Source organism: Halobaculum limi (assembly GCF_029490015.1).
Taxonomy (GTDB): domain Archaea; phylum Halobacteriota; class Halobacteria; order Halobacteriales; family Haloferacaceae; genus Halobaculum; species Halobaculum limi.
The window spans coordinates 3,016,302-3,029,119 of the sequence record NZ_CP120468.1 but is presented as its reverse complement, the minus strand read 5'-3'; the positions used below and the strand labels follow the sequence as shown (position 1 = coordinate 3,029,119).

Sequence of the window (12,818 nt, the reverse complement as noted above, 5' to 3'; positions counted from 1 at the left end):
ACGCCGGTTTCGCCACCGTTCGAGTTATGATCTCGCGTCCCGTAGCGTCGGGCACACTCCTGGTCGGCCAAACGTGTTGACCGTGGAGGGGCGTTCGTAAGCACGCCCTGACATCGGGGACGGATGACGCCTCGTCGCTCTCGTCGTATCAAGCGTCGATGAAACGAGGGGAGTCCACCGATAAGTAACGCGGTGTGAGACGGCTTCGGACGCAGACCACGGGTCGGAACACCACGCAGGAAACCCCTCCGTGTGACCGACCTGCCGTCGTGCAACCCGCCCTCGGCGGTGGACGAAGCGTGGGCCGAAACCCCTTGCGGGGGAAAGCCCACGACTTCAGTCGTGGGTAGCTTACTTCTCGTATCTGTTCGTACGTGCGCGACTTGCTGGCGAGTCAGTCGAATCCTACTGGGAGTAGTGGTTTCGAATGTACGCTGAGGTCAAGAGATACGAGTTTCTGTAGTGGTGCGAGCGGTCCTCCATTCAGCGGGTCTCAATACTAGCTGCGACTGATGAGTCAACACCGCTCGATTCTACTGAACGTCTGTTCAGGTGGTTTATCAGGTGTCGTCACCTACACGGCGATATGACAACTGTTGTGAACGCGATAGCGTCCACTGACGCCGGCCCCGCCGGATGGAGCGACGCGACGACCCTTCGGTGATGACGTGACGAACGCAATCGATATCACCGACGTGACGAAGCGCTACGGCTCGTTCACGGCCGTCGACCGGGTCGACCTGACCGTCGAACAGGGTGAGGTGTTCGGCTTCCTCGGCCACAACGGGGCCGGGAAGTCGACGATGATCAATATGCTCCTAGATTTCATCCGCCCAACGACGGGGTCGCTGTCGGTGTTCGGCCACGACTGCCGGACTGCGGGTGTCGCTGCTCGCGAGCGGATGGGTGTCCTCCCGGAGGGGTACGGCGTCTACACTGGACTGACCGGCCGTCAGCACGTCGAGTTCGCGATGGAGTCGAAGGGCGTCGACGGCGACCCACTCGCACTACTGGATCGCGTCGGCATCACCGACGCCGCCGACCGCGAGGCGACCGACTACTCGAAAGGGATGGCCCAGCGACTCGTGTTCGCGATGGCGCTCGTCGGTGAACCGGACTTGCTCGTTCTCGACGAACCCACCTCCGGGCTCGACCCCGCCGGGGCGCGAGCGATGCGGGAGACGATTCTCGAGGAGAACGAGCGTGGCGCGACCGTCTTTTTCTCGAGTCACATCCTCGAACAGATCGAGGCGGTCGCTGACCGCGTGGGCATTATGCACCACGGAAGCCTCGTCGCCGTCGACACCATCGACGGCTTGCGCGAGACAGCAGGCAGCGAGACGCGCCTCCACGTCACCCTCGCTGGGGAGGTGAACGGCCACTGCGAGGCGGTCAGTGCGGTCGACGGCGTCGAGGATGCGTGGATCGACGACGAGGGCCGTCTCGGCGTCACCTGCCTGAAGGGGACGAAGATGGACGTGCTGTTGACGCTGAACGAGCGTGGGGCCGACGTGCTCGACATCGCGACCGCGGAGGCGTCGCTGGAGGACCTGTTCGTCCAGTACACGGAGCGAAGCGGATGATGCGCTGGCTGCCGGTCGCCCGCAAGGAACTGCGTGCGCTGTGGGGCGACCGCACGGTCAAAGCCGGGACGGCGCTCGTCGCCCTCGGGTTCGTGTTCGTCGGCTACGCCCTCCCGACGAGCGTTCCAGAGCCGACGATGACAGACTACGACGCCTCCATCCGAGAACTCCTCTTGTTCGTGGTCCCGCTGTTCGGCCTCCTCCTCAGCTATCGGGCCGTCGTCGGCGAGCGAACCAGCGGCCGACTCACGCTCGTCCTCTCGTTTCCGCACTCGCGGGGTGACGTCGTCCTCGGGAAAGCGGCCGGTCGCGGCGTCATCTTCGCCGGGACGACCATCGTAGGCGTGCTCTTGGGCGCGGCGCTCGTCGCGTACCCGTTCGGGACGGTCGACCCGGCGACGCTCGTGACGTATCTCGGCGCGACGCTGCTGTTTGGAGGGGCGTACCTCGCTATCGGACTGGCGCTGTCGACGCTCACCGCCTCGTTACGCCGAGCGACCGTGCTCACGTTCGGCGTGTTCTTCCTATTCGCCGTCGCGTGGCCGCAACTCGATGGCCTCCTCTTGCAGGCGCTCGCGTACCTTGACCTCGCTGAGGAGACGCTCCCCGATTGGGCGCGATTCCTCCACGGTGCGGAGCCAGGGATGCTGTATCGGCGCGTGCTCGACACGTACGTCGCGACGGCGGCGAGTGGTGCGTCTGGAGTCTCCGGCGTGGAGTCGCCGTGGTATCTCGACGGCTGGGTCGCGGTCGGCCTGTTGCACGCGTGGGTTGTCGGGCCGACGCTCGCGGGCTACCTTCGGTTCCGGGGGAGTGACCTGTGAGTTGGCGCGTTATCGCCAGGGGCAACCTCCGCGGGACGGCACGGGAGCGAGGCACGCTCGCGCTGGTGTGTGGTTTCCTCCTCGGGTTCGGCGGGCTTGCGGCACTCATCGTGTACGTGGGCGAGCCGAGTTTCGAGGGCTATCTCGACTTGCTCGCTCCCGGCGTGAGCCTGCTCGTCCCACTGGCAGGCATCGTCGTCGGCTACGACGCGGTCGTGACCGAACGAGAGACGGGAACCGCCGTCCTCACGCTGTCGATGCCACACTCGCGAGCGGCGCTCGTCGCCGGCAACTTGGCAGGCCGGACGGCGCTGTTTGCAGGCGTCGTCGGCGTCGCGACGGGCCTCACCGGACTCGGGATGGCCGCGACGTATCCGGCGTTCGACGCCGGACGCTACCTCGGGTTCGTCGCGGTCACAGTCGGCTACGGCATCGTCTTCGTGTGGTTGGCTGCGGCGCTGTCGATGGCACTGTCCACCTCCCGTCGGGTAATCGCCGCCGCGTTCGGGTCGTACCTCGGACTCGTCCTCTCGTGGAATGTCATCGTCGCCGTCGTCGAGGCGGTGCTGTTCCGATTCCGTTCTCCCGGGCCAGAGCCGGTGGCGTGGTCGACGGCAGCCACGTTCGTCGGCCCGCGGACGGCGTCTGCGTACCTCCTCGGGGAGACGCTCGACGCTGGGGTGGTCCCGCCGGTCGCCGCCGAGGTGACCGCGTGGTACGTCTCGCCCGCCGTCGCCGCGCTCGCACTCGTCGCGTGGGCCGTCGTTCCCGTAGCGATTGGCTATGGAGCGTTCCAGCGGAGCGACCTGTGAGGACGTTCGCTCCAGTCGACGCTGTGACCGACCGTCTTCGCAGTGATGTGTGCGATCCTACCGAAGGCTCCAGAGGAGCGACCGCAGTTTGTAGCTGATCGAGCCGTTCTGATACCCGTTCCATCCGCTCATCCCGCCCAGCAACGTCGCCGCGTCGTACCCCTCTGCGTTGAGCACGCTCGTCGCCCGCTTGGCGACGACGCCCATCTTGCACACGACGACGACGTCCCGACCGGTCGGTATCTCGTCGAGGTGGGCGTGCAGCGCCGACTCGTCGCCGCCGCGCAAGTCGTCGTACACGGGGACGTTGTGACTGCGCTCGATAGCGCCCGATTCGAACGCCGACGTCGGCCGGATGTCGAGCAAGAAGGGCGCCTCGTCGGACGAGGTGAGGCGCTCATCCAGTTCGTCCGGGCGGATCGTGGTCATTACCAGAGTGTTGTCCGCGACAGACAAATCCGTGGTGTTTGCGTCTGGCAAGTTCGTCCGGGACGCTCGCTGTTCACGCCGCGGAGCGGTCGTCGCAATTAGGGGCGAGACGTCCCAGATTAGTCGTCGTCGACGACAGTCAGATCCGGGTTGGCGTCAGCCAGGTCGTCTGCGGGGTCAAACCCGAACACCGTCCCGTAGAACGCTAACTCCGCCTCGTGTGCCCGCCGCCGCGAGTCGGTTCGGCGGAAGCCGTGTTGCTCTCCTTCGAAGACGACGAGGTCGTGGGGGACGCCCGTCGCCGCGAGGGCGTCGGCCATCTCCTCTGCCTGCGAGAGCGGGACTACGGGGTCGTCCTCGCCTTGCAAGAGTAACACCGGCGCGGCGATGTCCGCGGCGTGGTTCACCGGCGACCGCGCCTCGTACGTCTCCCGAGACTCCGCGTAGGGCCCGACCAACTGGTCGAGGTAGCGGGACTCAAACTTGTGGGTGAGTTCCGCGAGACGACCCAGGTCGGCGACGCCGAAGTAACTCGTGCCCGCCGCGACTTCGTCGTGGAACGCGAGGGCGGCGAGGACGACGAACCCGCCGGCGCTGCCGCCGCGGACGGCCACGCGGTCGCCGTCGACCCGTCCAGTCTCCGCGAGGTGTCGAGCCACGTCCAGACAGTCTTCCACGTCACGGACGCCCCATTCGCCGTACAGTGCCTCCCGGTACGCACGGCCGTATCCCGTCGACCCGCGGTAGTTCACGTCCGCGACGGCGAACCCGCGCGAAGTGAAGAACTGCGTCGTGAGGTTGTAGGTCGGCGACGTCGCACTCGTCGGCCCTCCATGGGCCGTTATGACCAGCGGCGGTCGCTCCCCGTCAGGCGCTCGGGCGTCGGGGTTCGTCGGCGGATAGACGAACGCGTGCGTCTCAGCACCGTCCCGGGTTGGGACGGTGACGTGGTCGGGCGTCGAGACGTACGCCGAGTCGACACTGTCGTCGTCGCCCTCGCGGACGACGGTCATGCCTTCCTCGGGCGTCCACCGCACGAGGTGTGGCGGCGTCCCGGGGCCGCTGGCGACGGTATAGACGGCGCTCCCATCGGTGCGAAGCATCGGATGACCTCGTTGCCCGAACACCTCAATGGGCACGTCGAGTTCAGTCCGCGTCCCGTCGGGCGCGAGGCGTTCGAGCGACTGCTCGCCGTCGCGGGTCGCCACTGCGATCACGTCGCCGTCGTCGAGGGGTACGTACGTCGCGAGGCCGAACACCCACTGCGGGGCGCCGTACTCCGCGTCTTCCTCGTGGAGACACGTCCACTCGTCGTCTGCTTCGCTCTCAGCGTCCTCCTCGTGACGGTAGATGTTCCACCATCCCGTCCGGTCGGAGGCGGCGTAGAGCGTCCCGCCAGGCCCCCACGTCGGTTGGAAGACGGACTCCTCGGGCCCACCCAAGACGACTCGCTCGTCGGCGAGTGTGCCATCCTCGGCGACGTCGGCCAGGTGGAGTTCGGTGCCGTCCCACGGCATCCGCGGGTGGTCCCACGTGAGCCACGCGAGGCGGTCGCCCGCCGGCGACAGCGTCGGCGACGCGTAGAAGTCGTGGCCCACGGCGACGACGTCGGGAGCGCTATCGTCGTCGGTTCTGATCCGAACTAGCGAGGTCTGTGGCTCGTCAGCGCCGTCATCGCCCGCCGCGGCGTCGTGGTCCTCGCGGACGCAGTAGAGAGACTCCCCGTCGGGAGCGACCGCAAAGTCGGCGTAGCGGAGGCCTCGCTCCGTCTCGGGAGCGGGTGTGATCGGTTCGGGATCGCCGTCGCTCGCGACAGCCTGGCGGTACACCCGCTGGTCGTCGTAGTCGGCGAAGTAGACGACGCCGTCGTGGACGGTGAAGTCGCCACCGCCGTACTCGTGGACGAGGGTGCGGACGTTCACTTCCGCGGGCGTCACGTCGATGGCGTCGCCGTCATCGGCGCGAACGACGACGCCGCGGCCGTCCTCCTCGGGGCGTTGCTCGCGCCAGAAGACCGTCTCGTCGTCGACGGTGAGGTGGCCGAACTCGATGCCGGCGCTGGCGACCGTCTCGGCGTCGATCGGTGAGGGCCACGCGCCGTACGGCATCGTGTCGTCGGTTGGTCCGCTCGTCATCGTTGCGTGCAACGAGACGAGCGCGTGACAAAAACCTACGCCGCAGTCACTCCTCGCCCGCCCGTGCTCGCCCGAGCGCACCGGCGACTGTGAGCAGGTAGCCGAGACCGTACTGCACCTCCGGGTCGCGGAGTGCGCGGACGGCCCCGATACCCCCGACGCGTTCGGGGTCTCTCTGCTCGGCTTCGCCGACGGCACCGAGGAGTCGCTTGACGCCCTCGCGGGTGTCGTCGTCGGCCGCGGTGTCGGCGACTTCCGCGAGGCCGCTACCGGTGCCGGCCAGCGACCGGACCATCTCGTCGCTCAGCGCGGCCGACGCGAGCGACCCGACCTGCGCGAGTTCTGCGAGGTCGTCGAGCGCACCCGACCGCTGGAGCGTGAGGATGGTGTCCATCGCCTCGGCGAGGTCCTCCCCGTTGTCGCCGACGGCCGCCGCCAGCGCCACAGTCTCGTCGGTCGCGAGGCCGTCGGCAGACTCCGCGAGCGTCGAGGCGGTCCCGGACAACTCCCGGACCATCTCGTCGCTGAGTGCGTGCTCGCCCAGCGCGAGGACGTCGAGCAGTTCGTTGACGGCGTCCAGTCGCTCGACGAAGTCGGCGACCGCCTCGGGGTTCTCGGCGATCGCTTCTTCTAGATCGGTCCGGGGCGTGGATTCGGACTCGGCCATCCTACAACAACCCCCGTGCGGTCAGCCAGTACGACTCGTTGTATGCGAGTTTCGACCAGTGGAGTTTCTTCGACGGCGGCGCTGGCGACGGGGGACGCTCGTAGTCGAACTCGACGAACGACGCCTCGTCCATCCCGGTCTCGATGAAACACAGCGTCTTGCCGTCGTACGTCGCCGTCGCGGGACGGTCGCGCACCTCGCTGGCGATACGCTGGGCGACGACGCCCGCCTGGTAGTGGGCGACGCTGCCGGCGTTGGGTACCCCTGTCGCTGCGGTGTCACCGAGCGCGTACACGCCCTCGGCGGCCTGTGCCTCCAGCGTGTGCTTGTCCACGTCCACCCAGCCACCGTCGCCGAGGCCGGCCTCCTCGATGATATCCACGCCCGCGTGCGGCGGGATGGACACGAGGAGGTCGTACTCGAGTTCCGTCCCCTCCATCGAGCGAACGGTCTGTGCCTCGGGGTCGACCTCCTCCGCGTTGAAAAACGTCTCCACGCGGATGTCACGCTCCTCGAACTTCGGCGCGGCCCACTCGGCGATGTGTGGGTTGCCGTGGACGCGATTGATCGGGTAGGTGTAGGTGATGTCGATGTCCTCGCGGAGGCCACGCTCGCGGAACCACGCGTCGGCCATAAACACGAACTCCAGCGGCGCGGCCGGGCACATGTGCGGCGTGCCGATGACGCTCAACACGAGGTGTCCTTCGGTGAACGAGAGCAACTCCTCGCGGAGCGCCTCTGCGCCCTGTTCGCTGTAGTAGTCGTACCCACCCTCCGCGAGGCCGGGTACCTCCGCTGGCTGGAGCGTCGACCCCGTCGCGAGGACGAGGCGGTCGTACGCGACCGGCCCGTCGCCGTCGCGGACGGTCAGGCGCTTCTCATCGGTGTCGATCGCCGTAACGCGGTCGATGCGGAGTTCGATCCGGTCGTCGACTAACTCAGAGAGCGGGCGTCTGCCGTCTTCGGGTTCGCGCATGCCGAACGGGACGTACAGCCAGACCGGCTTGTAGACGTGGTCCGGGCTGTCATTGATCAGCGTGACTTGCACGTCGCCCGCGTGTATCTCGGTGTCGAGTCGCTCGGCGAGGTCGTTCGCCAGCACGCTCCCCCCGGTTCCCGCGCCGACGATGACGACGTGTTCGGTCATACTTTCCTCACGAGGAACTCGTAGCGACCGTCCTCCTCGGTCGTCTCGATGAGTTCATTGCCCGATTCGTCGATCCACTCGGGGACGTCCGTCGCCGACTGCTCGTTGTCGCTCAGCAGTCTGACCACTGCCCCGTCGTCCACGCGCTTCATCGCCCCGATCAGATCCATCAGTGGTCCGGGGCAGGCGGCACCCGTCGCGTCGACGGTCGTGTCGACGTCTGTCGTTCGTTCGCTCATCGTCACACGTAGTCGTTGGACACCTGTATTGATAGTATTGTGCTTCACTCCCAATAATTGAGATCGAGACTGACGGTTCATCACTGGCCTCCCGACTACCGTCGAATCCGGAAGAACGCGACCGTCGGATTGTGTGGCCCGCGTCGACGCCGTGAGAAATCGATACTCGGTGGCAGTCGCGGTTCACGCTCAATGAATCGCTCTACTCAGGAACTCGTGACATCGGCTCGACGTACGTGAGTGTGGCTCTTGTGTCAGCACGCGAACTGACTCGCTACGCCTGTAGCTACCGATAACTTACACATCTCTCTCCGTGGGTTACGTGGATACAGTATTGCCACAAGATTGCAAAACCGTTATATCGACTAACCGGATACAGAGTGGTGTAGAGAATATATGAGCCGTACAAGACTGCTCCGCGGTGGGGACTGATGCTGGGGATCGAGAGCTTGAGCGGAAACGCGCTTGCAGCAGCGCTGATCGGCCTTGTGTTACTCGAGGCGATCGTACTGTACGTCGGATACGGTATCCTCGAGTCCACGCTCGGTAAACGGGTCACCGACCTGATCAAGGGTGCCTGAGATGGAGGTGCTCGGGGTCGGCGTCGAACTGCTGGCGATGTTCACCGGATTCGGCCTCCTCATCGGAATCCTGTTCGGGTTCTTTGGGATGGGCGGGTCGTTCCTGGTGACACCCGCATTGCTGGTGATGGGGTATGACGCGAACGTCGCGGTCGGGTCCGGCCTCGCGTTCGTGTTCGGGACATCCGTCATCGCGACGCTGAAACACCGCGATCTTGGGCAGGTCGACTACAAACTCGGCGTGTTGATGATCGCGGGCACGACCGGTGGCATCGAAGTAGGGAAAATTGGGTTGGAGTATCTCCAACACATTGGTCTCGCCGACAGCGTCGTCAGCGTCGCGTACGTCGGCCTCCTCGGATCGATCGGGGCGTTCGTGACCTACACTGCGGTGAAGGGTGGCGGCGGCCTCTCGCACGACGTCGAGGAGAGCGACGCTGAAGCCGACGAGGACGACATTCCTGCGATCGCGAAGAAGATCCAGTCGTACCACATCCCGCCGATGATCTCCGTCCGCGGCGGGTTCACTGTCTCGCTGTGGATGGTGCTCACGGTCGCGTTCGCGACGGGGCTACTGTCCGGGTTCCTCGGTGTGGGCGGCGGCTTCATCCGGATGCCCGCGCTGTTTTACCTCGTCGGAGTCCCCGTTCCTGTCGCGGTCGGGACCGACCTGTTCGAGATCGTCTTCTCGGGCGGGATCGGCTCGTTCCTCTATGCGCAGTCGGGCGCGGTCGACCTCTCTATCGTCGTGCCGCTGCTCGCAGGGAGCGCACTCGGCGCCCGAATCGGGGCCGGCGCGACGAGCCTCGTTGACGAGGACGACATCAAGGTGTACTTCGGCGTGATGCTGCTGCTGGGCGCACTCGCTGTCGCCGTCCGGCAGGTCGGTGGCTACCTTGGTATTGAGGTGTTCGACGTGGTCAGCCTCGCCATCATCCTCGGTGCCGCGTTGCTCGTCAGCGGCGCTGTCATCGTCAGCAGTATTCGGGAACTTCGGAACGAATCGACTACGACAGACGCGACGACTGCGGACTGACCGCGCTTTCGACACTATCGAACGTCTCGGCGGCGGGTACATTTTCGGGCTGTGTTGTCTGTGGGCGCGAGTACGACGCGGACCGATTCTGGTTCGAGTGGTCCCGCCTCGACTGCGCTGTCTGCGCTCCTCGGTGGCTCAATCTGACCCAACCAGCGCGCGGGTGAGTGCGCCACCGTAGGCGAGTCGCGACCCGAGCCACAATGCACCGAGCGTGATACCTACCGCCACGAGGTAGGGAACAGGCTCCGGAAAGCGACCGTTCGCTACCCGGCCGAGACGGTCCGCCAGGGCGACACCGCCGAACCAGACGATCAAGAAAGCGACGTGCTGGTGGAGAGACTGCCGTCGGCGTGCGTGACGGTAGCCGACGACGAGAAAGCCTACGAGTAGCAGCACGCCGACGGCCGCGAGCGCGAGCGAGCGGAGTTGGCCACCGAGCGTAAACGCCGTGGGGACGCCGATCACCACCGCCAGAAGGACGATAGTTCGGACGACTAGTCCGACAGTTGGCGCAGTATTGGAGGGCTGTTCGGACACAGATCACGGTCACGTACGACGAGAAATGAAGCTTCTCCACGTGATATGAGCCGGTCTTCCAATTGCATCTTCTCTCCGTCACCGTCTGGACCAGTTCTTCCGAACCCCGCCTATATCAGCAGACAGTTAGAAATGTATGTATTGCACATCACTAACATAAGTATATGCCGTGGGCCATCCAATGAACGCGTATGGATCAACGGATTGCGGTCATCGACGCGTCGCTCGGAGACACGCCCGCAGCGGAGAATCTTCAGCGCGAGCTCGACGCGACGGTCTCGGTGTTCAAAGTCAGTGAGGAGGAGATGCCGCCGTCGGTGTCGAGTGCCGACTGGAACTTCGACGGCGTCGTCATCAGTGGATCACAGACCTCCGTGTACGACGACCGCGACTGGATCCACGATCTGACCGACTGGTTCCGTCGCGTCCACGAGGCCGACGTCCCTGTCCTCGGCATCTGCTGGGGCCACCAGTTTATCGCGCAGGCACTCGGCGGCCGCGTTGTCGATATGCTAGAGTACGAACTCGGCTACGAGTCGATCACACGAGTCGGCGAGGAGCCCCTGTTCGAGGGCGTCCCCGAGGAGTTCGTCAGTTTCGAGACCCACTCCGACCGGGTCGCCGAGGTGCCGCCCGGGGCGACGACGCTGGCGCGAAACGATGTCGGCGTGCAAGCGTTCCGTCTCGGAAGTGCCTACGGCGTCCAGTTCCACCCGGAGTACGACCGGCAGACTGCGGTGTGGGTGACTGAGGGGAAAGCCCTTCCCGACGAACGGATCCAGTCGGTACTCGACGGCATCACCGACGAGACTGTCGAGGCCGCACGGGTCTCCAAGCGCGTGTTCGACAACTTCCGTTCGATGGTCGCGACGCACCAACCGACTCGACGGGTGTGAGGAACACGAGCGACTCGTGTCACGGGTAGTTCCGCTTGGAAGTCATCATTTGTCCCAATATTGTACAATATTCATATAGGTGGGCGTCGTAGGTAGACGTATGGACACGAACGTCGGTCCGACGGACAAGACTGTACGAATCCTCGTCGGCGCCCTCGCAGGTGCGCTCTCGCTGGCGACGCTCGCGAGTGTCGTGTCACTGCCGAGCATCGCCGCGCTGGTCCTCGGCATCGTCGCCGTGATTCTCCTCGTGACAGGAGCCACGAGTCGGTGTGCGCTCTACTCCGCACTCGGCATCAGCACGCGATAAAAAACGACATTACGCTCCGTTCGAGCGGGCGACGTGAGCGCGGTGGGGGCGGCCTTCTTTGAGAAGTGCAGCACCCATCGAACAGCCGTTCCGACTTCTTCATCGTCGACGCCACTCGTGAAGTGGGATGGTCTCTCTAGGCGTACTGCTGGATCAACGAGACTAGTTCGTCTTTCCCTCGCACGCCGACCATCTGTTCGACACGCTCGCCGTCGGCGAACAGGTACATCGTGGGGACGCCCTGGACGCGGTACTGCTGTGCGAGTCGTTGCTGAGCGTCCACGTCGACCTTCGCGACCGTAGCGTCCGTCTCGGCGGCGATGTCGGTCACGATGGGCTCGAGCATCTTGCACGGGCCACACCAGTCGGCGTAGAAGTCGACGAGGACGACGCCGCCCTCGGCGACCAGCTCGTCCAGGTGGTCGGCGCTTTCGACGTGGACGGGGTCGCTCTGGTCTGTGACCGCGTCGTCCGTCTTTTGGCCGTCGGCGAGTCGGCTTCGGAGTTCCTCGGCTTTCCGCTGTCGAATCTCGTCTCGTTCACTCATCGCTCTCACGTACGTGTTCGACAGATAAAGCAGTTTTGCAAATTATGCACAATACAATGTCGGCCGCGAACCTCCAGCGACGAAAATACCGCGGTGAGCGTCAGCCGACTCAGTCCGCGCCGGTGGCCGTCGACTCGGCGGCAGCGTCGCTGCTGCGCCACAGTCCCTGGACGTACGCGCCGACGAACATCCCGGCGAGCGCCCACAGGATGGTGACGTTGCCGACGCCGAGGCTGGCGTACGCCGCGCCGGGACAGATGCCCGACAGCCCCCAACCGGCGCCGAATATTGCGCCGCCGACGAGGACGTTCCGGTCGAACGACTTGAGTCGGCGCTCGAACCGACGCCGCGTCAGCGGCGGCCGGTCGAGCAGTCGGGGGGCGAGCAGGTAGACGACGCCGGTGACGGCCGCGCCGCCGAACATCACGAACACGAGGCCGAAGTCCTCGAACTGGAGGAAGTCCAGCACGACTTCTGGCCGCGCCATGTGGCTGTAGCCGAGGCCGAACCCGAAGATGAGACCGCCGACGAGGATCAGCGGGATGAACAGCGGGTGGCGGTCGGTGTCCGCCATTATGGGCTCACCCCGAGTGCGGCGACGACCTGCGCGACGCCGATAGCGACCAACAGGAACGTGCCGACGCCGACGAGCGACGTGCGCGACGCCGACCCGACGCCGCAGATGCCGTGCCCGGACGTACAGCCTTTCCCGACGCGGGTGCCGACGCCGACGAGGACGCCGCCGACGAACAGCCGCCACGGTTGGACAGTGGTCGTGTACTGCAACGCGTCGCCGAGGGTGAGCGAGTAGATGGCCGCGCCCGCGACGATGCCGATGGTGAACACCCAGCGCCAGTCACGCGAGGCGACGTACTGTTGGAACCGCGAGCGGTCGGAGACGTACGACAGCGTCGACTCGAGGAACGTACTCGCACCGGCGCTGATGCCGGTCCCGAGGTAGATGACGCCTGCACCGAGTCCGACCAACAGGCCGCCGACGGCGTAGCGAGCGATCCCGTTCGGGAAGTACTCGGCCAGCAGTTGGAGTGGGAGTGGATCGACCATTGAGCGT

16 protein-coding genes are annotated in these 12,818 nt (G+C 65.5%); 7 read left to right on the top strand and 9 right to left on the bottom strand.

Translation table 11 applies throughout. The features are described 5' to 3' along the window. The first annotated feature begins 668 nt into the window (after positions 1–668). Genes P0D77_RS15550 through P0D77_RS15540 form a run of 3 tightly spaced genes read left to right on the top strand, consistent with a single transcriptional unit; the run spans position 669 to position 3,219 of the window. Positions 669–1,583 (top strand): ABC transporter ATP-binding protein, encoded by a 915-nt coding sequence (locus P0D77_RS15550; protein WP_277554034.1) that lies wholly within the window; start codon positions 669–671, stop codon positions 1,581–1,583. Then, positions 1,583–2,407, top strand: a complete 825-nt coding sequence (locus P0D77_RS15545; RefSeq protein WP_277554033.1) for an ABC transporter permease — start codon at positions 1,583–1,585, stop codon at positions 2,405–2,407. The genes P0D77_RS15550 and P0D77_RS15545 overlap by 1 nt, the downstream gene beginning before the upstream one ends. After that, positions 2,404–3,219 carry an ABC transporter permease gene (locus P0D77_RS15540; RefSeq protein ID WP_277554032.1) on the top strand — a complete coding sequence of 272 codons (816 nt, stop codon included), beginning with the start codon at positions 2,404–2,406 and terminating at the stop codon, positions 3,217–3,219. The genes P0D77_RS15545 and P0D77_RS15540 overlap by 4 nt, the downstream gene beginning before the upstream one ends. Before the next feature lie 57 nt (positions 3,220–3,276). Here the strand turns inward: P0D77_RS15540 and P0D77_RS15535 are convergent, their stop codons facing one another. The 5 genes from P0D77_RS15535 to P0D77_RS15515 form a co-directional block, all read right to left on the bottom strand. Then, positions 3,277–3,648 (bottom strand): rhodanese-like domain-containing protein, encoded by a 372-nt coding sequence (locus P0D77_RS15535; protein ID WP_277554031.1) that lies wholly within the window; start codon positions 3,646–3,648, stop codon positions 3,277–3,279. A gap of 119 nt (positions 3,649–3,767) precedes the next feature. Continuing rightward, entirely contained in the window at positions 3,768–5,783 is a 2,016-nt protein-coding gene (locus P0D77_RS15530) for a S9 family peptidase (RefSeq protein WP_277554030.1), read from the bottom strand. Positions 5,784–5,829: 46 nt separating this feature from the next. After that, the gene (locus P0D77_RS15525; RefSeq protein WP_277554029.1) at positions 5,830–6,450 is read right to left on the bottom strand and encodes a helical membrane plugin domain-containing protein; all 621 of its coding nucleotides are present in this window, start codon (positions 6,448–6,450) and stop codon (positions 5,830–5,832) included. Position 6,451: 1 nt separating this feature from the next. Beyond that, positions 6,452–7,597: an NAD(P)/FAD-dependent oxidoreductase gene (locus P0D77_RS15520; RefSeq protein ID WP_277554028.1), complete on the bottom strand. Its 1,146-nt coding sequence runs from the start codon at positions 7,595–7,597 to the stop codon at positions 6,452–6,454. Further along, a complete protein-coding gene (locus tag P0D77_RS15515; RefSeq protein WP_277554027.1) occupies positions 7,594–7,836 on the bottom strand; it encodes a sulfurtransferase TusA family protein in 243 nt (80 codons plus the stop codon). Before P0D77_RS15515 ends, P0D77_RS15520 begins: the two co-directional genes overlap by 4 nt. Before the next feature lie 431 nt (positions 7,837–8,267). Here P0D77_RS15515 and P0D77_RS15510 point away from each other — a divergent pair, with 431 nt between their 5' ends. Then, positions 8,268–8,417 carry a DUF7512 family protein gene (locus P0D77_RS15510; protein WP_277554026.1) on the top strand — a complete coding sequence of 50 codons (150 nt, stop codon included), beginning with the start codon at positions 8,268–8,270 and terminating at the stop codon, positions 8,415–8,417. 1 nt (position 8,418) lies between these two features. Beyond that, on the top strand, positions 8,419–9,453 hold the full coding sequence (locus P0D77_RS15505) for a sulfite exporter TauE/SafE family protein (RefSeq protein ID WP_349770075.1): 1,035 nt from the start codon (positions 8,419–8,421) through the stop codon (positions 9,451–9,453). A 138-nt stretch (positions 9,454–9,591) separates the two neighbouring features. Here P0D77_RS15505 and P0D77_RS15500 read toward each other — a convergent pair whose 3' ends face one another. Next, entirely contained in the window at positions 9,592–9,993 is a 402-nt protein-coding gene (locus P0D77_RS15500; protein ID WP_277554024.1) for a hypothetical protein, read from the bottom strand. A gap of 191 nt (positions 9,994–10,184) precedes the next feature. Between P0D77_RS15500 and P0D77_RS15495 the strand changes: the two genes are divergently transcribed. Both P0D77_RS15495 and P0D77_RS15490 read left to right on the top strand, forming a co-directional pair. Further along, positions 10,185–10,889, top strand: a complete 705-nt coding sequence (locus P0D77_RS15495) for a type 1 glutamine amidotransferase (protein ID WP_277554023.1) — start codon at positions 10,185–10,187, stop codon at positions 10,887–10,889. Between the two features lie 100 nt (positions 10,890–10,989). Then, positions 10,990–11,199 carry a YgaP family membrane protein gene (locus P0D77_RS15490; protein WP_277554021.1) on the top strand — a complete coding sequence of 70 codons (210 nt, stop codon included), beginning with the start codon at positions 10,990–10,992 and terminating at the stop codon, positions 11,197–11,199. A gap of 136 nt (positions 11,200–11,335) precedes the next feature. On the opposite strand, the gene trxA is transcribed toward P0D77_RS15490, so the two are convergent. The 3 genes from trxA to P0D77_RS15475 all read right to left on the bottom strand — a co-directional run bounded on the left by trxA (position 11,336) and on the right by P0D77_RS15475 (position 12,811). Beyond that, complete coding sequence (trxA, locus tag P0D77_RS15485) at positions 11,336–11,746, bottom strand: thioredoxin (RefSeq protein WP_277554020.1); 411 nt, start codon at positions 11,744–11,746, stop codon at positions 11,336–11,338. 109 nt (positions 11,747–11,855) lie between these two features. Continuing rightward, positions 11,856–12,320, bottom strand: a complete 465-nt coding sequence (locus P0D77_RS15480) for a YeeE/YedE family protein (protein WP_277554019.1) — start codon at positions 12,318–12,320, stop codon at positions 11,856–11,858. After that, the gene (locus P0D77_RS15475) at positions 12,320–12,811 is read right to left on the bottom strand and encodes a YeeE/YedE family protein (RefSeq protein ID WP_277554018.1); all 492 of its coding nucleotides are present in this window, start codon (positions 12,809–12,811) and stop codon (positions 12,320–12,322) included. The genes P0D77_RS15480 and P0D77_RS15475 overlap by 1 nt, the downstream gene beginning before the upstream one ends. Between the last annotated feature and the right edge of the window lie 7 nt (positions 12,812–12,818).